22 protein-coding genes are annotated in these 19,735 nt (G+C 70.8%); 10 read left to right on the forward strand and 12 right to left on the reverse strand.

What is annotated here, in order from left to right; all coding sequences use genetic code 11:
- Positions 1–4: 4 nt before the first annotated feature.
- The 4 genes from mraY to K3N28_RS03210 all read right to left on the reverse strand — a co-directional run bounded on the left by mraY (position 5) and on the right by K3N28_RS03210 (position 4,621).
- On the reverse strand, positions 5–1,135 hold the full coding sequence (gene mraY, locus K3N28_RS03195; RefSeq protein WP_228091024.1) for a phospho-N-acetylmuramoyl-pentapeptide-transferase: 1,131 nt from the start codon (positions 1,133–1,135) through the stop codon (positions 5–7).
- The gene (gene murF / locus K3N28_RS03200) at positions 1,132–2,502 is read right to left on the reverse strand and encodes a UDP-N-acetylmuramoyl-tripeptide--D-alanyl-D-alanine ligase (RefSeq protein ID WP_374209646.1); all 1,371 of its coding nucleotides are present in this window, start codon (positions 2,500–2,502) and stop codon (positions 1,132–1,134) included. Before murF ends, mraY begins: the two co-directional genes overlap by 4 nt.
- A gap of 42 nt (positions 2,503–2,544) precedes the next feature.
- Positions 2,545–4,047, reverse strand: a complete 1,503-nt coding sequence (locus K3N28_RS03205; RefSeq protein WP_228091025.1) for a UDP-N-acetylmuramoyl-L-alanyl-D-glutamate--2,6-diaminopimelate ligase — start codon at positions 4,045–4,047, stop codon at positions 2,545–2,547.
- 64 nt (positions 4,048–4,111) lie between these two features.
- Positions 4,112–4,621, reverse strand: a complete 510-nt coding sequence (locus K3N28_RS03210) for a MarR family winged helix-turn-helix transcriptional regulator (RefSeq protein WP_228091026.1) — start codon at positions 4,619–4,621, stop codon at positions 4,112–4,114.
- Between the two features lie 246 nt (positions 4,622–4,867).
- Between K3N28_RS03210 and K3N28_RS03215 the strand changes: the two genes are divergently transcribed.
- Positions 4,868–5,905 (forward strand): hypothetical protein, encoded by a 1,038-nt coding sequence (locus tag K3N28_RS03215; protein ID WP_228091027.1) that lies wholly within the window; start codon positions 4,868–4,870, stop codon positions 5,903–5,905.
- Between the two features lie 70 nt (positions 5,906–5,975).
- The gene (locus K3N28_RS03220; RefSeq protein ID WP_228091028.1) at positions 5,976–7,187 is read left to right on the forward strand and encodes an Ig-like domain-containing protein; all 1,212 of its coding nucleotides are present in this window, start codon (positions 5,976–5,978) and stop codon (positions 7,185–7,187) included.
- Positions 7,188–7,237: 50 nt separating this feature from the next.
- Here the strand turns inward: K3N28_RS03220 and K3N28_RS03225 are convergent, their stop codons facing one another.
- Positions 7,238–7,585 (reverse strand): DUF3817 domain-containing protein, encoded by a 348-nt coding sequence (locus tag K3N28_RS03225; RefSeq protein WP_228091029.1) that lies wholly within the window; start codon positions 7,583–7,585, stop codon positions 7,238–7,240.
- Positions 7,582–7,953 (reverse strand): hypothetical protein, encoded by a 372-nt coding sequence (locus tag K3N28_RS03230; protein WP_228091030.1) that lies wholly within the window; start codon positions 7,951–7,953, stop codon positions 7,582–7,584. Before K3N28_RS03230 ends, K3N28_RS03225 begins: the two co-directional genes overlap by 4 nt.
- 66 nt (positions 7,954–8,019) lie before the next feature.
- On the opposite strand from K3N28_RS03230, the gene K3N28_RS03235 reads away from it, so the two are divergent.
- Positions 8,020–8,928, forward strand: a complete 909-nt coding sequence (locus K3N28_RS03235) for an acyltransferase domain-containing protein (protein ID WP_228091031.1) — start codon at positions 8,020–8,022, stop codon at positions 8,926–8,928.
- Between the two features lie 54 nt (positions 8,929–8,982).
- On the opposite strand, the gene K3N28_RS03240 is transcribed toward K3N28_RS03235, so the two are convergent.
- Positions 8,983–9,483: a cupin domain-containing protein gene (locus K3N28_RS03240; protein ID WP_228091032.1), complete on the reverse strand. Its 501-nt coding sequence runs from the start codon at positions 9,481–9,483 to the stop codon at positions 8,983–8,985.
- 161 nt (positions 9,484–9,644) lie between these two features.
- Between K3N28_RS03240 and K3N28_RS03245 the strand changes: the two genes are divergently transcribed.
- The 3 genes from K3N28_RS03245 to K3N28_RS03255 all read left to right on the forward strand — a co-directional run bounded on the left by K3N28_RS03245 (position 9,645) and on the right by K3N28_RS03255 (position 11,657).
- Positions 9,645–10,133 carry an Rrf2 family transcriptional regulator gene (locus tag K3N28_RS03245; protein ID WP_228091033.1) on the forward strand — a complete coding sequence of 163 codons (489 nt, stop codon included), beginning with the start codon at positions 9,645–9,647 and terminating at the stop codon, positions 10,131–10,133.
- 9 nt (positions 10,134–10,142) lie between these two features.
- A complete protein-coding gene (locus K3N28_RS03250) occupies positions 10,143–11,027 on the forward strand; it encodes a TIGR01777 family oxidoreductase (protein WP_228091034.1) in 885 nt (294 codons plus the stop codon).
- A 66-nt stretch (positions 11,028–11,093) separates the two neighbouring features.
- Positions 11,094–11,657: a hypothetical protein gene (locus K3N28_RS03255; RefSeq protein WP_228091035.1), complete on the forward strand. Its 564-nt coding sequence runs from the start codon at positions 11,094–11,096 to the stop codon at positions 11,655–11,657.
- Here K3N28_RS03255 and K3N28_RS03260 read toward each other — a convergent pair.
- Together K3N28_RS03260 and K3N28_RS03265 are read right to left on the reverse strand one after the other, a co-directional pair.
- Positions 11,569–12,636 carry an LLM class flavin-dependent oxidoreductase gene (locus K3N28_RS03260; RefSeq protein ID WP_228091036.1) on the reverse strand — a complete coding sequence of 356 codons (1,068 nt, stop codon included), beginning with the start codon at positions 12,634–12,636 and terminating at the stop codon, positions 11,569–11,571. The genes K3N28_RS03255 and K3N28_RS03260 overlap by 89 nt on opposite strands.
- A gap of 22 nt (positions 12,637–12,658) precedes the next feature.
- Positions 12,659–14,020 (reverse strand): class II 3-deoxy-7-phosphoheptulonate synthase, encoded by a 1,362-nt coding sequence (locus K3N28_RS03265; protein ID WP_374209686.1) that lies wholly within the window; start codon positions 14,018–14,020, stop codon positions 12,659–12,661.
- Between the two features lie 183 nt (positions 14,021–14,203).
- Here K3N28_RS03265 and K3N28_RS03270 point away from each other — a divergent pair, with 183 nt between their 5' ends.
- The 3 genes from K3N28_RS03270 to K3N28_RS03280 all read left to right on the forward strand — a co-directional run bounded on the left by K3N28_RS03270 (position 14,204) and on the right by K3N28_RS03280 (position 16,460).
- A complete protein-coding gene (locus K3N28_RS03270; RefSeq protein ID WP_228091038.1) occupies positions 14,204–14,827 on the forward strand; it encodes a cyclodeaminase/cyclohydrolase family protein in 624 nt (207 codons plus the stop codon).
- Positions 14,824–15,672, forward strand: a complete 849-nt coding sequence (locus tag K3N28_RS03275; protein WP_228091039.1) for a bifunctional 5,10-methylenetetrahydrofolate dehydrogenase/5,10-methenyltetrahydrofolate cyclohydrolase — start codon at positions 14,824–14,826, stop codon at positions 15,670–15,672. Before K3N28_RS03270 ends, K3N28_RS03275 begins: the two co-directional genes overlap by 4 nt.
- A gap of 389 nt (positions 15,673–16,061) precedes the next feature.
- Positions 16,062–16,460, forward strand: coding sequence for a hypothetical protein (locus K3N28_RS03280; protein ID WP_228091040.1), 399 nt, complete (start codon positions 16,062–16,064; stop codon positions 16,458–16,460).
- On the opposite strand, the gene K3N28_RS03285 is transcribed toward K3N28_RS03280, so the two are convergent.
- The 3 genes from K3N28_RS03285 to K3N28_RS03295 all read right to left on the reverse strand — a co-directional run bounded on the left by K3N28_RS03285 (position 16,425) and on the right by K3N28_RS03295 (position 18,669).
- Positions 16,425–16,793 (reverse strand): hypothetical protein, encoded by a 369-nt coding sequence (locus K3N28_RS03285; protein WP_228091041.1) that lies wholly within the window; start codon positions 16,791–16,793, stop codon positions 16,425–16,427. The genes K3N28_RS03280 and K3N28_RS03285 overlap by 36 nt on opposite strands.
- 187 nt (positions 16,794–16,980) lie before the next feature.
- Entirely contained in the window at positions 16,981–18,006 is a 1,026-nt protein-coding gene (locus K3N28_RS03290; protein WP_228091042.1) for a 6-phosphofructokinase, read from the reverse strand.
- A gap of 108 nt (positions 18,007–18,114) precedes the next feature.
- Positions 18,115–18,669, reverse strand: coding sequence for a polyadenylate-specific 3'-exoribonuclease AS (locus tag K3N28_RS03295; protein WP_228091043.1), 555 nt, complete (start codon positions 18,667–18,669; stop codon positions 18,115–18,117).
- A 328-nt stretch (positions 18,670–18,997) separates the two neighbouring features.
- On the opposite strand from K3N28_RS03295, the gene K3N28_RS03300 reads away from it, so the two are divergent.
- Complete coding sequence (locus K3N28_RS03300; RefSeq protein WP_228091044.1) at positions 18,998–19,687, forward strand: Crp/Fnr family transcriptional regulator; 690 nt, start codon at positions 18,998–19,000, stop codon at positions 19,685–19,687.
- Positions 19,688–19,735: the final 48 nt, after the last annotated feature.

Genomic DNA, 19,735 nt, shown 5'->3' on the forward strand with positions numbered 1-19,735 from the left:
CGCGCTACCCCGCGATCCGCAGGAAGTCGGCGAAGAAGAAGCCGAGGGCGATGGCGACGCCGATGCCGGAGATGATCCAGAAACGGACCACGATGGTCACTTCCGACCATCCGGCGAGTTCGAAGTGGTGCTGGATGGGCGACATCCGGAAGACGCGCCGCCCGGTGAGTTTGAAGGAGGTCACCTGGATCATGACGCTGGCGGTGCAGATGACGAACAGGGCGCCGATGATCGGCAGCAGCAGGATGGTCTTGGAGGCGATGGCGAGTCCGGCGATGAGCGCGCCGAGGCTGAGGGACCCGGAGTCGCCCATGAAGATCTGGGCGGGCGAGGTGTTCCACCAGAGGAAGCCGAACATGGCCCCGGCGGCGGCGCCGGCGATGAGCGCGAGTTCGAGGGGGTCGCGGACGTCGTAGCAGAGGTTCGCGGCCGGGCGCGGGCCGCCGCACCAGTGGCGGTACTGCCAGAAGCCGATGATGAGGAACGCCAGGAAGGCCATCATGGACGCGCCGGTGGCGAGGCCGTCGAGGCCGTCGGTGAGGTTGACGCCGTTGGCGGTGGCGTTGACCAGCAGGACGATGACGACGACCATGCCGATCTTGGTGACGTTGAGGAATCCGACGTCCTTGCCGGTGAAGGAGATGAAGGGGGTCGCGACGGTCTCGGAGATCGCGGTGGTGTCGATCGAGCCGGTGTAGTAGACGGCGACGACGCCGAAGATGGTGGCGGCGATGGAGAGGCCGACGACTTTGGCCTTGCCGGAGATGCCGCCGGAGTGCTTGCGGCGGATCTTGAGCCAGTCGTCGATGAAGCCGACGAACCCGCAGCTGACGAACAGTCCGATGAGGACGATGCCGGTGGCGGTGAAGCCGGTGGGGCGGGTGAGGACGAGCCCGTCCACTTCCTCGGGCAGGGCCATGAGGACCAGGTGGCCCGCGATGTAGGCGAGCACGGTGGTGACGATGAAGACGACGCCGCCCATGGTGGGGGTGCCGGCCTTGACGAGGTGGGTCTGGGGGCCGTCGGTGCGGATGGGCTGCCCGGCCTTCAGGCGGCGGAAGGCCTTGGCCGCGAGGGGCGTGAGCGCCATGGTGAGCGCGAACGCCACGAACGCGGCGACGATGACTGCTCTCACTGGTGGGTTTCCTCCTTGGCGCGCAACGAGTCGGCGACGTCCCAGGTGCGGTATCGGGAACCCTTCACCAGGACGGCGTCGCCGGGGCGCAGCCGGCTGCGCAGCAGCGCGATGGCTGCGGCTTGATCGGGTACGTGGGTGGCGGTGACGCCGTCGGCACCGTCGACGATGGGTTCGGTGCCTTCGCCGATGGCGATGACCTCGTCGATGCCGGCTTCGGCGGCCTGCTCGCCGAGCCGGCGGTGGCAGGACTCGCTCTGTTCTTCGAGGTCGGCCATGAGCCCGAGGACCGCGATGCGGCGGCCTTCGGTGGGGAGCTGCCCGAGGGTGCGGACGGCCGCGCCCATCGAGGCGGGGTTGGCGTTGTACGAGTCGTCGATGACCGTGGTGCCGTCGGGGCGGGTGAACACGTCCATGCGGCGTTCCGAGAGCCGCCCGGCCTTCGAGAGGCTCGCGGCGATCTGCTCGGGGCTCGCGCCGAGGTGCCAGGCGACGCCGGCGGCGGCGAGGGCGTTGTAGACGTGGTGGCGGCCCCAGAGGTTCAGCCGGATCTCGGCCGAGCCGCCCGGGGTGCGCAGGGTGAAGCGGTGGCGGCCGTCGCCGGGGTCGATGTCGGCGGCGGTGAAGGCGGCGTCGGCGTCGATGCCGAAGGTGGCGACGGCGGCTCGCGTGACGTCGGCCATGCGGGCGACGCGGGGGTCGTCCCGGTTGAGGATCGCGATGTCACGCTCGCCGAGGAACCGCGGCAGCTCGCTCTTGGCGCGGGCGGTGGTCTCGATGTCGCCGAAGCCGTCGAGGTGGGAGATGCCGACGTTGAGCACGGCGCCGATGTGCGGCGGGGCGATCTCGCACAGCTCGGTGATGTGGCCGATCCCGCGGGCGGCGAGTTCGAGCACCAGGTATTCGGTGTCGGGTTCGACGCGGCAGACGGTGTAGGGGTGGCCCAGCTCGTTGTTGAAGTTGGCCTCGGTGGCCACGGTGGGCCCGAGGTCGGCGCACACCTGCCCGATGAGGTCCTTGGTGGAGGTCTTGCCGTTGGAGCCGGTGACGCCGATGACCCTGGCCTTCGAGGCGGCCGCGATGTGCTTGGCGAGCTTGGTGAGCGCGCCGACCGCGTCGTCGACGTAGATCGCGGGCGTGTCGATCGGGCGGGTCGCGATGGTCGCGAGCGCGCCCTGCTCGTGGGCCTTCGCGGCGAAGTCGTGGCCGTCGACCTTCTCGCCGGGGATGGCGAGGAACAGACCGCCGGGACCGGCTTTGCGGGAGTCGAACTCGACGCCGCCGGTGACGACCGCCTCCGGGTCGGCCCTCTCGCTGAGCTCGCCGTCGATGACGGCCGCGACCGATGCCAGGCTCATGGGGATCACGCGGCGGACTCCTCCTGTTGTGAGGTCATGCTGTTGGAACTATCACGCTTCAGCGTGCAGGGACGGTTTCATCCATCCCGCTTCGCGGAGCGCCCGGGCCAGGAGCTCGCGGTCGTCGCTCGCGACCGGACCCGCGGCGGTCTCGATGCTCGTCTCGTGGCCCTTGCCGAGCAGGGCGATGGTGTCGCCGGGGACCGCCAGGACGGCGGCTTCGCGGACGGCCGCTTCCCGTCCGGGAATATTACGGCAGGGCACGCCCTGGACGGCGGCGGCCACCTCGCCGCGGATGCGGGCGGGATCCTCGGTGCGGGGGTTGTCGTCGGTGACGACGACCAGGTCGGCGGCCTGCGCGGCGGCCGCGCCCATGAGGGGCCGCTTCGAGCGGTCCCGGTCGCCGCCGGCGCCGAGGATCGCGATGACCTTGCCGGGCGTCGAGTCCTGGAGCGCCGCGAGGACGGCGGTGATCGCCTCGGGCTTGTGGGCGTAGTCGACCACGCCGCGCACGGGCGAGTCGCCGGAGACGAGTTCCATGCGGCCGGGCACGCCGGCGCAGGAGGCGATCCCGGCGAGGGCCGTCGCCGTGTCGACGCCGACCGCTTCGAGGAGGGCCACGGCGAGCGAGGCGTTGGCGACGTTGTGGAGGCCGGGCATGTTGACCTGGCCCTCGCCGCGCCCGTGCGGGGTCCGGAGGCGGAAGGCCTGGGTGAAGCCGTCGGTCGCGATGTCGGCGGCGTAGTAGTCGGCGCCGGAGTCCCTGAGGGAGAAGGTCAGGCTCTCGTCGGTGACGAGGGTCGCGACGCGTTCGTCGTCGGCGTTGAGGACGCCGGTCTCGGCGCGGCCGTCGAACAGGCGGGCCTTGGCGGCGAAGTAGTCGTCGAGGTCCTTGTGGAAGTCGAGGTGGTCGGTGCCGAACATGGTGAACCCGGCGGCCTTGAAGCGGCAGCCCTCGACGCGCCCGAGGACGAGGGCGTGGCTGGAGACCTCCATGACCACGTCGGTGACGCCGCGTTCGACGGCGACGGCGAGGAGCGCCTGGAGTTCGGGGGCCTCGGGGGTGGTGCGCGCGGACTCGATCCGGTCGCCCGCGATGCGCGTCTCGACGGTGCCGATGATGCCGGTGGTGCGCCCGGCGTGCGCGAGTCCCGCTTCGACCAGGTACGCGGTGGAGGTCTTGCCGTTGGTGCCGGTGATCCCGACGAGGTTGAGGCGCTCGGAGGGGCGCTGCCACACGCGGGCGGCGATCTCGCCGGTCAGCGTGCGGGGGTCCTCGGCGACGAGGGCCGGCAGCAGGCCGCCCGCGAGGTCGGCTCCGCGGGCGTCGGTGAGGACGGCCACCGCGCCGCGATCGGCGGCCTGGGCGGCGAACTCGGCGCCGTGGCGGCGCGCCCCGGGCAGGGCGGCGAAGAGGTCGCCGGGCTCGACGCCGTCGGCCGCGAGACTCACGCCGGTGATCGGGAAGTCCTGGTCCTTGGCCTCGGGGAGCAGGTCGGCGAGGCCGTCGACTCGGTAGGGGACGGTCGTCTCGGGACGTGGAAAGCTCGGCACGGCCTGACCCTACACCGGCACGGACCGTCGGCAGGCCGTACACCGGCGGGCGTACCGGAAGCGGTTACCCGTGCTCGGGGGCGAGGCGGCCGTCCGGGTCCCGGTCGACCTCGTCGAGGTTGTCCGACCAGATGCCGAGGAGCTTGTCCAGCTCGGCGGCCTGGTCGCAGTTGATCGCGTCGAGGAACAGCCCGCGCACCAGCGAGAGGATGCAGGGGGCGGCCTGTTCGAGGCGCTCGCTCCCGGCGGCGGTGAGCTTGACCCAGACGCCGCGGTTGTCGGTGTCGCACTTCTGCCGCTCGACCAGGCCCAGATCGGTGAGCTTGTTGACCTGGTAGGTGACGGCGCTCTTGGCGGTGACGATGCGGTCGGCGAGGTCGCTCATGCGCAGGGCGCGCTCGTCGCTGTCGGCCAGGCGCACGAGGATCTCGTACTGGGTGTGGGTGATGCCGTGGTGCTCTTGGAGCCGCCGGTCGATGCGGTGTTCGAGCCGGTGGGTGACGTGGAGGAACCGGGTCCAGACGGCGTTCACGTCAGGGGCGAGCCAGCGGCTCTCGAAATCGCCCGCAGCCATCTCCGGTCCTCCTCTCCGGGTTGCGACCAGCCCTCGCAGCTGGTTCAATTTCGAACAACCTTATCAAAGGAAAGCAGTGGAACGGCGCACTCGTAAGCCACGCCATAGTGCCCGACTCGAGAGTGACAGGACGGCTACCAGGGGCTATACAGAAAGGCCCGGTGCATCCGAAGAATCTTCCCGTTCTAGGCTGTACGCCGACCGTCCCGTCCACTCGGCTCCGAGCAACCGAAGGACCTTCAAGCCTTGAACGCCGGCACTTCCCCCAACGTCCGCGGCAGCGGCGCGCGATCCTTCCTCAAAGGCCTGAAGCGCGTGCTGACCTTCCCCATCGTCGCCCTCGCGGCGGTGATCTTCCTGGTCGCGCCCGCGTCCCAGTCCTCTGCGCAGGAGGAGGGCGCCTCGGACGCCCTCAGCCAGGCCATCGAGGACTACCTCAACGCCCAGGACGAGCTGGCCGCGCTCAAGCAGCAGCAGGAGGACCTGGAGGCGGAGCTGGTGAACTCCGAGACCGAGGTCGTCGAACTGCGGGCCGAGCTGGACGACTACGCGTTCGTCGCCTCCACGACCTCTGACTTCCAGTCCACGGCCGCCTTGCTGGCCTCGGGCAAGCCGCAGGACGCCATCAACGCGATGGAGATGCTCCAGTTCCTGGGTGAGTCGCGGGCCACCAGGCTCAACGACCTGATCGTCCGACTCGCGGAGATCGAGGCCACCCGCGAGACGCTGGCGGCCAACATCGAGGAGCAGGAGAACATCGCCGAGGAGATGGAGGCGGCCCGGGACGAGGCCGCCCGCGAGCTCGCGGCCGCCGGCGGCGACGACGCCGTGGGGCCCACCGCCTCGGACGCGCCCGCGGCCGAACCCGTCCCGCGCAACTCGGACGGGACCCTGCCGTACGAGAGCTGCTCGGAGAACGACCCGACCACCAGCGGCTGCCTGACCCCGCGCACCCTGCACGCGCTCGAGCAGTCCCAGATCGTCGGGTTCACCCGCTACGTGGCCTGCTACCGGCCGTCCTCCTTCGGCGAGCACGGCAAGGGCCGCGCCTGCGACTTCGCGGCCCAGCCGGACGGCTTCGGCGGGGACGCCGGGGGCGACGACTACGACTACGGCCAGAACCTCGCGGCCTGGCTGGTCGAGAACGCCGACGAGCTCGGTGTGCAGTACGTCATCTGGTACCGGCAGATCTGGATGCCCTCCTCCGGGTGGAAGAGCTACTCCGGCGCAGGTGGCGACCCGAACTCGGACCACACCAACCACGTGCACCTGAGCATCCGCTGACCGTTTGGGGCCGTGGAATTCACAGGTGCGAAGTAGACGGCGTGTGGCCCCCGCTGTGTACCGTGGGTCCATGAGCTTCGGACCACCCTCCCTCTCACGCCGCGGTGCCCTGACCGCCGGCGGTCTCGCCGCGATGAGCCTCGCGGCGGCCTGCTCGAAGGAATCCGGCACCATCGACGGGTCCGGCGACGACGCGGCCTCCTCCGAGGCCCCGCAGAGCGCCGCGCAGATCCAGATCACCCCCGCCGACGGCGCCGCCGACGCAACTGCGGCGACCGAGATCGCCTGGACCGTCGAAGCGGGCGAGTTCAAGGAGTTCAAGCTCACCGACGCCGCGGGCACTGCGGTCGAGGGCGCCATGCACCCCGACGGGACCACCTGGGTCCCCGCCAGCCCGCTCGAATGGGAGACGACCTACACGGCCACGGTCACCGCCGACGACGCCGAAGGCCTCACGGCCACCGCGACCTCGACGTTCACCACCATCGCCTCGCCCGGCGACCGGGTCGGCCTCGAGAACTACCTGCCCGGCGTCGACTCCACAGTGGGCCAGGGCGCGATCCTCGCGTTCCGCTTCAACGGCCACGAGATCCCCGAGGACCTCCGGGCCTCGGTCGAGCGGCGCCTGTTCGTGACCTCCGAGCCCGCGCAGGAGGGCTCCTGGCACTGGATCACCCCGCGCGCGTTGGAGTACCGGCCAAAGGAGTACTGGCAGCCGAACACCCAGGTCACGGTGCGGCTCGCACTCGGCGGGCTCGACCTCGGCGACGGCCGCTACGGCGAGTACGACCAGGAGACGTCGTTCACGATCGACTCCGAGGCGCGGCTCCTGGAGGCCGACGACGACACCAAGCAGATGAAGGCCTACCGCGACGGCTCCGTCGTGCAGACCATCCCGATCTCCTTGGGCGCCGACGAGATCGACGGCATCGACGCACGCTCCTACTCCGGCACCATGACCATCATGAGCCGCGAGGAGGACGCGATCTTCCGCTCCGACCTGTTCGATTACGAGACACCGGTCAAGTGGGCGATGCGCCTGACGTTCTCGGGCCAGTTCATCCACGGCGCGCCGTGGGCGGCCGACCGGCTCGGCAACTCGAACGGCTCCCACGGCTGCATCAACGTCTCCGACGAGATGGGCGAGTGGATCTACAACTTCGTGCGCTGGGGCGACCCGGTGGTCGTCAAGAACACCGGCAAGCAGGTGCCCCCGGGCGACGGCTTCACGGCCTGGAGCCTCGACTGGGACACCTTCAAGGAGGGCTCGTACCTGTCCTGATCGGACAAGGGAGCGGCCCGGCGAGACGACTCGCCGGGCCGTTTCGTTCGTCAGACGACCGGTTCGTCCTGGCGGATCTTCGGGTCGGCGGCCTGCGGGTGCTCTTCGAGGATCCGGCGGTGCGCCCAGCGCTCCACGAAGAACGAGGCGACCGGGACGGTCCCGCCGAGCAGGAGGCCCACGGTCTGCGGCCAGAACTTCCAGCCCGCCTGCTGCGCGAGGTGGAAGCCGAGCACCAGGTAGACCATGTAGCAGAGGCCGTGGATCGGGCTGATGACCGCCACCAGGCGGTCGTCGCCGCCGAAGTACTTGAGCGGCATCGCCACGAAGATGAGCAGGATCAGGAACGTGCCGACGATCCAGGCGACGATGCGGAATCGTTTCAGCGCGGCGTTCATGCGTGGCTCTCCTGTGCTGGTCGGCGGTTCCCCGGTGCCGGTCGGTGCCGTGGCGGTTCGGTCTCGGTCCGACGAGCCTGCAGGATCTCGGGCTCGAACGGCGAGGTCATCGGCGGCGGCTCCGGCTTCGCACGGCGGGACCGCTCGCTCTCGGGGCGGTCCTTGCGCAGCTCCAAGCGCATCTGCCGGATCCACAGCGCGACCGTGAAGAGCGCGAACAGCGGCCATTCGAAGGCGTAGCCCCAGCTGATGGCGTTGCCGCCCTGCGCGCGGGAGAGCTGCCACCACCCGAGCAGCCCGAAGGCGACCGTCAGCACCACCGCGAAAAAGTGGAGGACGATCCAGGGAGGCGTCAGCAACCGTCGCACAACGCCCAGACTAAGGTGACCGACCCGATGTTGCCGCCCGGGGGCCGATCGTGGTGACATAGGCCGGTGACTCAGGAGCTTCCCAAGGCCGGCGCCGTCGAGCCGTACCCCGAACCCGACGCCGACGCCGTGCGCGACCTGCTGCTCGACTGGTGCGGCGCCGAACCCGAGGACGCCGAGGACGCGGCGGCGGGTCTCGCCGCCCTCGACGGCGAGGCCCGCGAACTGGCCGACCGGTGCTACCAGTCGATCGCCGCCGACATGGGCGGGAAGAAGTGGCTGGCATGGCCGAAGCCGCCCGAGGCGCACCCGCTGCTGGGCCTGTACCCGCTGCTCGCCGCCGTCCCCGGCATGATCCGGTTCCACCGCGAGCGCGGCGTCGACGAGGACCTGTCGCGCCGGCTGCTCACCGACGTCGGCGAGAAGCTGCGACTCAACCGGCGCCTGCACGGCAGGGCCGGCCTGGACGTCGCGAACTGGTTCACCGGCCACGTGCGCGGCGCGCTCTACCAATTGGGGCGGTTGCAGTTCTGCGTGGAGGGGCCGGAGCCGAAGCCGTTCGTGGGCGTGCACATCCGCGGCGAGGGCGGGCCGCTCACGCTCGACGCCGTGCGCGATTCGGTCGAATGGGCCCTGGAGTTCTTCCCGACGGTGTTCCCCGAACGCTACGACGGGCCCGACGACCTGGTGTTCATGTGCGAGTCGTGGCTGCTCGACCCGCAGCTGCGCGACTGGCTGCCCGAACGCTCGAACATCCCCGGCTTCGGGGCGCTGTTCGACCTCGAGGGCCCGGGCGACCCGGCGGGGAACCGCTCGGACCTGTGGCGGTTCGTGTTCAACCGGACCGAGGACACCCCGGTCGAGGAGCTGCCGCGGGACAACACCCTGCAGCGCTCGGTCCTGGCCGGGATCGAGGCGGGCGTGCCGTGGCGGAACCGATCGGGCCGCTTGAACCTCGCGCGACTGGGGCTCTGAAGCCCCGCCGGAAGCGCCGACGGCCGCAGCGGCTCAGCCGCTGCGGCCGTTCGCTCACTCCCCGGCGCGGGCCCGCCGCCAGGCCTCGCTCGCGACGTAGTGGTTGTCGTAGCGCTCCCCGGAGGCCGGGATCTCCTTCGGGTCGGCCTCGCCCGCGTTGACGCGTTCGAGCAGGCGGTAGTAGTCGAACCGGTCGGCGGCCGGGGTGAACACGGCGAGGACGTCGGCGTCGAAGCCGCGAGCGGCGCCGAACGCGTGCGCCAGGCCCGGCGGGATCGTCACGAAGTCCCCCGCGTCGAGGACGAGGACCTCGTCGCCGGTGAGGACCTGCAGCCGGCCGGAGATGACGAACAGCGATTCGCCGGCGCCGGTGTGGAAGTGCGAGGGAGCGCCGTCGCCGCCGTTCGGGAACGTCGAGCGGTGGACGGAGAGGGCGCCGCCGGTGTCGGAGGCGTCGGCGAGCAGGGTCATGACCGACTGCTGGGCGTGGGCGAGCCGCTCGGCGGTGGCGGCGCGGGCGACGACGGGCTTCGGGGCGGTGGTGTTCGCGTTCACGAGGCGGTCTCCTTCTGGGTCGGGCTCCGGCGGAGCCTCATATCTAGATATTATATGTCTAGATAAAGATCCGCAATGCCCGGCGTGGTGTCGGATCCCATACTCGCGAGGGGAATGCGACAGCAGCCGAGTCGCGAACCTGGACGGTTACCATCGGGATTATGCGTATCAGCGAAGGCGTCGAATGGGCCGCGCACTGCTGCCTGCTCCTCGACTGGATGGGCGTGGACGAGCCGGTCTCGACCGCGAAGCTCGCCGCCGGCTACGGCCTGCCCCCCGCCTACCTCAACAAGCAGCTCCAGCCGCTCGTCAAGGCCGGGATCCTCACGTCCACGGCAGGGAAGAAGGGCGGCTTCCGCCTCGCCAGGAGCCTCGCGGACATCACCCTCATGGACGTGCTCACCGCCATCGAAGGCCCCGCCGAGGCGTTCCAGTGCGCCGAGATCCGCCAGAACGGCGTGTGGGCCGACGAACCCGCCTCGGTGTTCCGCGCGCCGTGCGCGATCGACACCGCCATGCGCGCGGCCGAACTCGAATGGCGGCGGGCGCTCGCGGCGCAGACCCTCGCGGCGGTCCAGGCGAACGCCGAACTGCAGGCGCCCGGACTGCGGGCGCAGGTTCGAGATTGGTACGGCACGCCGAGGCCATAAGGTGGACCCATGCGGATCGTCATCGCCGGGTCGAGCGGCTATCTCGGCAAGTCACTCATGGAAGCGCTCGAAGGCCACGACCTCGTGCGGCTGGTGCGCCACCGCCCCGACGAGGAGAACGAGATGCTCTGGGACCCGTACGACGGGCCCTTGGATCCGCAGATGCTCGACGGCGTGGACGTGGTGGTGAACCTCTGCGGGGTCGGCGTCGGCGAACGGCGCTGGAACGACGCGTTCAAGAAGCGGCTCAAGGCGACCCGCGTGATCCCGACGGAGGTGCTCGCGACCGCGGTGGCGGAGGCGAAGGTGCCGGTGCTCGTCAACGCCTCGGCCGCCGGCTGGTACGGGGACCGCGCCGAGGTCGAGGTCGACGAGTCGACCCCGGCGGCGACCGACTTCCTCGGGAAGCTCTGCCTCGCTTGGGAATCGGCGACGGCTCCGGCGGAAGCGGCCGGTGCGCGGGTCGTGCGGCTGCGGACCGGCCACGTGCTGGGCCCGGAGAGCGTGCTGCTGTCGCGGTTCGTCCCGGCGTGGAAGTGCTTCCTGGGCGGGCGCTTCGGGAGCGGACGCCAGTACATGCCGTGGATCTCGCTGCGGGACTGGGTGGGCGCGGCGGTCGCGGTGATCGAGAACGACACGATTTCAGGTCCGGTGAACATGGTCGGCCCGACCCCGGCCCGCAACCGCGACTTCGCGCGGGCCCTGGCGGCGGCGGTGCACCGGCCGGCCCCCTGGCCCATCCCGGGGTGGGCGGTCAAGCTCGTCGCCGGCGAGGTGGCGGTCGAGCTGCTCCGGGGCGCGAAGATCAAGCCGGGAGTGCTGCAGGCCAACGGCTTCCAGTACCAGGACGAGACGGTCTTCGAGGCCCTGCGGTACGCCCTCCCCGAGCGCTGATCGGCGAGCGGCGGTCGTGGCGGCACTCCCCTACACTGGGTGGTCCCGCCCTCGGAGGACCCGCCCATGCTCACACCGCCCTCGGTGCCGCCCCCGCCTGACCTGCTGCTGCGCAAGCCGGGGACCGTGGTCTGCGCCCAGGTGATGCTCTGGCTCCAGTTCTCGTTCCTGATCTGCTGCGGAGCGGGCGGCGGGCTGACGGCGCTGTTCTGGTCCCAGGCGCTCGGCTTCGACGACTTCGGGTTCACACGGGACTTCTCGGAGGGCGTCGAGGATCTCGCCGCGGTGGTCGTCGTCGTCATCGGGGCCACGATGGCCCTCGTGATCCTCTTCGGCGTGCTCGCCGTGAAGATCGGCGCGGGCCGCCGGTGGGCGCAGGTGGTCACGATCGCGGTCATGCTGCTGGCGTTCGTGGTCGGGTTTCTCGGCCTCTACACCGGCTTCCAGGCGAGCGAGCAGGTCGGCGAGCCCGTCGACGGCTCCCGGCTGATCGGGACGCTGGTCGGCCTGGCGATGCCGCTGGTCACGATGCTCTGCCTGTTCACCGGGTCGGCGAACCAGTGGTTCCGGCAGCGAGGCCGGGACCCGCTGCGCGCGCCGCAGCCGATGCCGTTCCAGCCGTACCGATGAGCAGGGAACCGAGCGCGGCGATGTTGTCGCCCACCGCCTCCGGGTCGCCCAGGCCCTCGACCATGAGCAGCTGCCGGCGGACGCCCGTGGCCTCGGCCGACGCGGCGAGCCGCTCGGCCACGTGCTCGGCGGGCCCGACGGCGTGCCGCCCGATCATCCAGTCCACATAGGCCGCGTGGTCGCGCCCGCCGCGTCCGGGCTTGAGGCTCACGTACTGCCCGACCCCGCGGGTCAGCAGCTCGGTGAGCGAGGCGCGCAGGCGGTCGACCGTGTCCGGCCGATCGGCGACCTGCGCCAGGTGCGTCGAGACGTGCTCGGCGCCCTCGGGATCGAACCCGGCCGCCTCGGCCTCGTGCCGCCAGGCGTCGAGGAGCCGCACGTGGTCCTCGTCGGGAGCGTGCATGCCGAGCAGGAGCGGCAGGCCGAGCCGGCCGGCGAGGCGGGCGGTGCCCTCGCCGGTGGCGGCGACCCACACCGGCCGCCCCGTGCCCGGCGGCATGACGCGGACGGGCAGGACGTCGAAGAACTCCCCGGCGTGGGCGACCTCGGTCGCGCCGGAGAGCCAGCGCGTCAGGAGCCGCAGGCCCTCCTCGAAGCCGTGCTCGTAGCGGTCGAGGCCGGAGCCGAACACGTCGAGGTCGACCCAGGGGCCGCCGCGGCCGACGCCGAGGCGGAAGCGTCCGGGAGCGAGGGCCTCCAGGGTGGCGGCCTCCTCCCCCAGTGCGACCGGGTGCCGGTTGGAGAGGACGGCGACGGCGGTGCCGATCTGGATCCGTTCGGTGGCGGCCAGGAGGTGGGCGGCCAGGAGCGTCGCGGAAGGGCTGGCGCCGTATTCGATGAAGTGGTGCTCGGCGGTCCACACGCCGTCGAGCCCGGCCGCTTCCGCTCGGCGCGCGTAGGAGACGACTCGGCGGAGTGCCGCCGCCGGCGAATCGCCGGGGAACACTCCGCCGAGCAGGAACAGATCGTGTGCGCTCATGCGCCCACTTTAGGGAAATTCCTCAGTGGCGCAACATCTCCGCGACGAGGAAGGCGAGTTCGAGGGACTGCTGGGTGTTCAGCCGCGGGTCGCAGGCGGTCTCGTAGCGGTCGGAGAGCTGGTCGTCGCGGATCTCCTGGGCGCCGCCGACGCACTCGGTGACGTCCTCGCCGGTGAGCTCGATGTGGATGCCGCCCGGGTGGGTGCCGGTCTGGCGGTGCACCTCGAAGAAGCCCAGGACCTCGTCGACGACCTGGTCGAACGCGCGGGTCTTGTAGCCGGAGGCCGACTCGTAGGTGTTGCCGTGCATCGGGTCGCACTGCCACACGACCTTGCAGCCGGCGGCCTCGACCTTCTCGACGATCGGCGGGAGCACGGTGCGGACGTTCTTGTGGCCCATGCGGGTGATGACGACGAGCTTGCCGGGCACGTTCTCCGGGTTGAGCTTCTGGCACATCTCGACGACCCATTCGGGCGTGGCGGTCGGCCCGATCTTGCAGCCGACCGGGTTCGCCACGCGCGAGAGGAAGTCGATGTGGGCGCCGTGCAGCTGGCGGGTGCGCTCGCCGTTCCAGACCATGTGGCCGGAGAGCGCGTAGGCCTTGCCGTCGAAGATGCGGGTGAGCGCCCGGTCGTACTCGATGGCGAGCATCTCGTGGGAGGCGAAGACCTCGGCGGTGTGGAGGTTGTCGTCCTCGACGCCGCAGGCGGCCATGAAGCGGACGGCCCGGTCGATCTCGCGGCCGATGGCCTCGTAGCGCTCGCCTGCCGGGGAGTTGCGGACGAAGTCCTTGTTCCAGTCGTGCACGGCCATGAGGTCGGCGAGGCCGCCGCGCAGGTAGGCGCGGAGCATGTTCATGGTCGCGGCCGAGTTGGCGTAGGCGCGGATCATCCGCTGGGGGTCGCAGACGCGGGCCTCGACGGTCGGTTCGAGCGAGTTGAACATGTCGCCGCGGTAGACGGGCAGGCCGAGCGAGTCGGTGGCGGCCGAGCGCGGCTTGGAGTACTGGCCCGCGATGCGCCCGACCTTGACCACGGGCATCGAGGAGCCGTAGGTCAGGACGACCGCCATCTGGAGGAGCGTGCGCATGTTGGAGAGCACGTGGTGCTCGGTGTTGTCGATGAACGTCTCGGCGCAGTCGCCGCCCTGCATGAGGAAGGCGCGCCCTTCGCAGACGTCGGCGAGGAGGGCGCGGAGGTGCTCGACCTCGTAGGGGGCGACGATCGGCGGGACCCCGGCGAGCACGCCGGCGACGTCCTCGACCTCGGCGTAGTCCGGCCACGGGGGAACCTGCTCGCGGGGCAGGTCCCGCCAGGCGTCGAGCTGATAGCGCTCGGCTTCCTCCGCGTCGGCGACTACGGGAACGAGGCCAGGGTTTCGCAGATCATGCCATTGGCGGTTCACGCGGTAATCGTACGTGGCGGCGTCGGTCGCCCACCACGATGTTTCCGCCGTCTCAAGAGTTGGCACGGACACACGGACGCCTGTTCGGGCCCCGGCGGCCGTCGCGACACACCGGGACGATCGCAGACATCCCACCTTTGGGGGCGCGTCTAGGCTGGCCGGGTGCGTGAGACGACGATTGAAGACTGGCTGACCGACCTCGCTTCGGAACTTCCGGCGCCGGGCGGCGGCGCGGCCGCGGGAGTGAACGCGGCCATGGCAGCGGCCCTGGTGTCGATGGTGTGCAACCTGACGGCGGGAAAGCCGAGGTTCGCCGAGCATGAGGCGGTGATGCGGGAGGTGCTGGCCGAGGCCGAGCGGCTGCGGCTGGAGGCCCTCCAGCTCGCCGAGGACGACGCGGAGGCGTTCTCCGGGGTGGTGGCGGCCTACAAGCTGCCGAAGTCCTCGGACGAGGAGAAGGCGGCGCGGACCGCGGCGATCCAGGCGGGCCTGGTGGAGGCCGCGGCGGTGCCCCTGGCGGTCGCGGGGGTGGCCGCCCAGGTGATCCGGCTGGCGGGGCGCATCCTGGAGGGGTCGAACCCGAACGTGCTCTCCGATGTGGCCGTGGCGGCGTCGGCGGCGAAGTCGGCGCTGGAGTCGGCGGCGTTGAACGTGGACGTCAACGTGGTGGCGATCAAGGACCCCGCCGAACGGGAGCGGCTCGCGAGCGCGCTCAACGAGGCGTTGCAGGCGAAGGTGCAGGCGGAGGCGATCATGCAGGCAGTGGCGAAGAGGATTCGGGCATGAGTGACATCGACGGGCGCGCGGTCGCGAAGGCGCTGCGCGCGGAGGTGGCCGAGGCGGCCGCGAGGCTGCGGGCCGAGGGCACGGCGCCCCTGCTCGCCGTGGTGGTGCCGACCGACGACGAGGGCACCGCCTGGTACGTGCGCTCGATCAAGAAGGCCGCGGAGAAGGAGGGCATCGACTGCCGCGTCGAGCACCTGAAGGACCCCGGCAAGGACGAGATCGTCGCGAAGCTGCAGGAGCTCTCGGCCGACCCGGCCGTGCACGGCGTCATCTGCCAGACGCCGCTCCCGCAGGGGGTCCAGCTCGCCGAGGTCGGGCGGCACATCGATCCGATCAAGGACATCGACGGCGCGAACGCGACGAACCTGGGCCGGCTCGGCGCGGGGCTGCGGACGTGGGCCCCGGCGACGGCCGCGGCGGTGCTCGAACTGCTCAAGCACGAGGACCTGACCCTCGAAGGCGCGCGCGCCGTGGTGGTCGGACGCTCCACCGTGGTCGGCAAACCGGCCGCGCTGCTCCTGCTGAACGAGTCGGCGACGGTGACGGTGTGCCACTCGCGCACGAAGGACCTGGCGGCGATCTGCCGCGAGGCGGACGTGCTGGTGGCGGCGGTCGGCCGGGCCGGGATGATCGGCGCGGACTTCGTGAAGCCGGGCGCGACGGTGATCGACGTGGGCACCAACCCGACCGAGGACGGCGGCCTGGTGGGCGACGTGGACTACGACGCGGTCGCGCCGATCGCGGGCCGGTTGACCCCGGTGCCGGGAGGGGTCGGCCCGGTGACCACGGCGCTGCTGCTGCGCCACACCGTGCAGGCGGCCGAACTGTCGAAGACCCACCGCTGAGCGACGAACGCGAACGGAGGCCGACCGCCCTCTCGGGCGGTCGGCCTCCGTCGTGTCAGCAGGTCGTCGCCGGGGCGGCGGCCGCAGGGCCGAGGAAGTCCGCCATGGCCCGGCGCAGTCCGCCGGCGGCGGTCGCTTCCTCCGAGGGGATGCCGGTGCCGTGGTGGATGCCGTCGACGATGACCGGCTCGCCGGCCTCCGGGGTCCAGGCGTGCCGGCGCTCGGCGCCGCGGTGCGCCGCACGAGTCGTCGGAGCCCGAGGCGATGAGCACGGGGCGGCCGGGCCCGGGGCCGGCGCCGCGGAAAGTGGCTCCCAGTGGCGGATACCCGACAGACTTGCACGACTACGGGACGTAATGTGAAGACTTCCCACGCAAAGGAGGTTGCGCATGACACGTCGTCTCGCCTTCATAGCGACCGTCGCCGCCGCGATCGTCGCGGTATCGAGCCCGGCGATGGCGTTCCAGCACGACCGGGTGCAGAACCCCGTGGTGCACTGGGCACTCGACATCGCGATCCTCGCCATCGTGGTGGCGCCGATCTGGACGGCGCTGCTGTGGGGCAGAGGCCAGAGCAAGTGGCTGCTCGTGGCGGTCATCGCCTTCGTGCAGGCGCCGGTCGCGATCCTCGGCTTCTCGCCCGGGGCCTCGGCGCCGTTCGCGGGCGGCGGGCTGTTCCTCGGCCTCGCGATCACGACCGCGGCGATCGTCTACACCCGCCGCGCGAGCCGCCTGGAGCGGGCGCAGCGGACCTCAATCCAGCAGGAACCTGCGGGCGAGGCCTCCTGAGCCGAGCTCGAACCCGAGCAGCGGGCCGCGGTCGCGGAGCAGCCGCAGGTCGGGACAGCCTTGGAAGGGACCGTCGAAACCGCCGGTCGCGGGGTTCACGTAGGCGTGCCACGAGCAGTGCGGCTCGCCGACCCAGCCCCAGGCCCGATGCGTCTCGGCGCCGCCGAAGCGATAGACGCCGACGCTCAGCAGCCGGTCGCCGACCGGCCTCCGGTAGAAGTCGGCGACGAGCCCCGGAATCGGCGTCGACTCGAAGTCGATGTCCGACAAGGTCTTGTGAAACGTGAAATCGGCGAGATGCGGGATCTCGCCGATTTCCTCTGTATAAGCCACGGGCACGTCCGGTCTAACGACCGAGCGTGCCCGTGGTTGCGCATATCCGGCGGGTTCTCACACCGGCTCGGGACCACAGGTGTCCTGAGTGGAAACCGATCGGACTCCGTGGGGCGCCGGCGCCGGTGCGGAACGCACTTGCGGCGAGCGGAACGCGGCGGTCCTGCGGGACCGCAGCGGAGCGCCGCTACACGCCGAAGAAGATCTCCGCGTCGGCGTAGCGCTCGACCGGAACGGTCTTGAGCTCGTCGGTGCCCTCGTGGATCGGGATGCGGACGACGTTGGTGCCCTGGAGCGCCATCATCTTGCCGAAGTCGCCCTCGTTGACGGCCGCGGCGGCCTCCAGGCCCAGGCGGGTGGCGAGGACACGGTCGAACGCGGTCGGCGTGCCGCCGCGCTGCAGGTGGCCCAGGATGATCGCGCGGGTCTCGATCTCGGCCCGCTCCTTGATCTCCTTGGCGACCCAGTCGCCGACGCCGCCGAGCTTGACGTGCCCGAACGCGTCGACCTCGCCGTCCTTGAGGACCATGCCGGTCTCGGCGTGCGCGCCCTCGGAGACGGCCACGATGGTGGCCTTGCCCGCGTCCTTGCGCTCCTTCACGAAGTTCGCGACCTTCTCGATGTCGAAGGCGACCTCGGGGATGAGGACGACGTTCGCGCCGCCGGCCATGCCCGCGTGCAGGGTCATCCAGCCGGCGTGGCGGCCCATGATCTCCACGACGATGCAGCGGTCGTGCGAGTCGGCGGTCGTCCACAGGCGGTCGATCGCCTCGGTGGCGATGTTGACCGCGGTGTCGAAGCCGAAGGTGTAGTCGGTGCCGGAGAGGTCGTTGTCGATCGTCTTCGGGACGCCGACGCAGTTGACGCCGTCGGCGGTCAGCTTCGTCGCGACGCCCAGGGTGTCCTCGCCGCCGATCGCGATGAGCGCGTCCACGCCCAGCGCGGCCATGTTCTTCTTGATGGCCTCGACGCCGCCCTCGATCTTGTAAGGGTTGGTGCGGGAGGAGTGGAGGATGGTGCCGCCCTGGTCGAGGATGTTCTCGACCGTGTCCCAGTCCAGCGGCTGGGTGATGCCCTCGATCGGGCCCCTCCAGCCGTAGCGGAAGCCCACGAACTCGTGGCCGTATTCCTTGGTGCCCTTGCGGACCGCGGCGCGGATGACCGCGTTGAGACCGGGGCAGTCGCCGCCGCCGGTGAGCACGCCGATGCGCATGTTCTAACTCCCTGGAGTGAGGACTGTTAACTGGGCGGCCTCATTGCCGAAACACCGGTCAGCCTATATCGGGGCCGGACGGCGGGGACCAGGGGTTCCGAGCGGGGCCTAGTGGTGGGATTCGACCGGGCCGTAGGCGGCGCGCTGACCGCGGACCGCTTCGAGGGCCGCCCAGCGGGCCAGGTTGAGCCTCGCGTCGGTGAGGGCGTCGTGCATGTCCGCGTCGGGGGTCACCGGCAGTTCGGGGCGGCCGAGGTCCTCCCAGCGCTGGCGGAGGTCCTTGGTCATGCGCGGCAGCGCCCGCGGCAGCTCGGGCATCGTGCCCCACAGCTGGGCGAGGACCACGTGGTCGTACGCGCCGATCCACGCCCACAGCTCGATCCGCTCCCCCGGGTGGCTGCCGGTCTTCTTCCGCACCGGCGAGACCAGGAACTCGTAGAGCTCGTCGCGGATCGTGGAGCGGTTCTTCCACAGCGAGCTCGCCGGCGGCGGGAGCTTGTCCAGGACGTTGCGCCGGACCCAGTCGATCGCCCGCGAGGGGTCGAACTCGGTCGACACGGCGTAGTACTCGCGGCCGTGCTCGTCGACGACCGCGATCGAGACCAGGTCGATCGTGCGCCCGTCCTCGATGAACTCGCAATCGTAGAAGTATCGGTACGCCACGCATCGGCCTTTCGTATGATCACGAGCGGTCTCTTCGGACCTTCTTGGCCCGCACCCGTATGTCGCCGGACTGCAGTCGACGCTACGCCATACGATCGGGCAGCCGAAATCTGACCTCGCAATCCGCACACGCGCGCCGCGATACCGGACAATAGACATGAAAGCACGTAGACTCGATCGTACACTCGGCCGACCGACAAGTGCACCGTCTGGACACATGACCCAACGGAGCGTGAAGTTTCCGACACTGAGCCCTGTACAACGACGGAAAAGACAGCGATCATCGGAGGGAACCCGCGGACCCGGGACCCACCGAAGGGGGAGAACTATGGGTGTCAGCCCATCTGAAGACCCGCTTGCAGGCGTCGCCATGTTCGCCGGCCTCGACCCGCAGGCACGGCGACAGATCGCGGGGGTGGCGGTACAGCGCCACTACCGGCGGGGGCACCTGCTGTTCTTCGAGGGCGAGCCGGGTGAATCGCTCATCATGATCCGCTCCGGGGCGGTGAGCGTCTTCCGCACCGCGGCCACCGGCGAGCGCGCGATGCTGCACGTGGCGCGCGCCCCGGAAGTGCTCGGCGAGGTCTCCCTGCTGGACGGATCGCCCCGGTCGGCCAGCGCGGAGGCCCTGGAGGACACGTCGGCGCTGGCGCTGGCGCGGTCGTCGTTCCTCGAACTGGTGCACGGGAATCCGAAGATGCTCGACGCGGTGCTGCGTTCGATGGGCATGATCGTGCGGCGGTTGACGGAGCAGTCCTCGGACCACGTGTTCCTGGACCTGCCGGGGCGGGTGGCGAAGACGCTGGTGCGGCTCGCCGAGCAGCACGCGTCGCCGATGACCACGATCGAGTTGAACCAGACGCAGCTGGCGGAGATGGCCGGGGGTTCGCGGCAGAGCGTCAACCAGGCGATCGGGATCTTCGCGAACCGCGGCTGGCTGCGCACCGAGGGGCGCAAGATCGTGGTGGTGGACCTGCCGGCGCTGCGGCGCAGGGCCGGATTCGGCGGCGGCGAGTAGCGCGCTCGGGCGCGGCGGGGAACGGCGCGGTCGTCGCGTTCGGGCCGT

Source organism: Glycomyces sp. TRM65418, assembly GCF_019710475.1.
Taxonomy (GTDB): domain Bacteria; phylum Actinomycetota; class Actinomycetes; order Mycobacteriales; family Micromonosporaceae; genus Glycomyces.

Coding starts and splice junctions, on each gene's coding strand:
- K3N28_RS03210 (WP_228091026.1), bottom strand. CDS start 4,621: ATGGCTGCGGGCGATTTCGAGAGCCGCTGGCTCGCCCCTGACGTGAAC.
- K3N28_RS03220 (WP_228091028.1), top strand. CDS start 5,976: ATGAGCTTCGGACCACCCTCCCTCTCACGCCGCGGTGCCCTGACCGCC.
- K3N28_RS03225 (WP_228091029.1), bottom strand. CDS start 7,585: ATGAACGCCGCGCTGAAACGATTCCGCATCGTCGCCTGGATCGTCGGC.
- K3N28_RS03245 (WP_228091033.1), top strand. CDS start 9,645: ATGCGTATCAGCGAAGGCGTCGAATGGGCCGCGCACTGCTGCCTGCTC.
- K3N28_RS03250 (WP_228091034.1), top strand. CDS start 10,143: ATGCGGATCGTCATCGCCGGGTCGAGCGGCTATCTCGGCAAGTCACTC.
- K3N28_RS03255 (WP_228091035.1), top strand. CDS start 11,094: ATGCTCACACCGCCCTCGGTGCCGCCCCCGCCTGACCTGCTGCTGCGC.
- K3N28_RS03260 (WP_228091036.1), bottom strand. CDS start 12,636: ATGAGCGCACACGATCTGTTCCTGCTCGGCGGAGTGTTCCCCGGCGAT.
- K3N28_RS03275 (WP_228091039.1), top strand. CDS start 14,824: ATGAGTGACATCGACGGGCGCGCGGTCGCGAAGGCGCTGCGCGCGGAG.
- K3N28_RS03280 (WP_228091040.1), top strand. CDS start 16,062: ATGACACGTCGTCTCGCCTTCATAGCGACCGTCGCCGCCGCGATCGTC.
- K3N28_RS03290 (WP_228091042.1), bottom strand. CDS start 18,006: ATGCGCATCGGCGTGCTCACCGGCGGCGGCGACTGCCCCGGTCTCAAC.
- K3N28_RS03300 (WP_228091044.1), top strand. CDS start 18,998: ATGGGTGTCAGCCCATCTGAAGACCCGCTTGCAGGCGTCGCCATGTTC.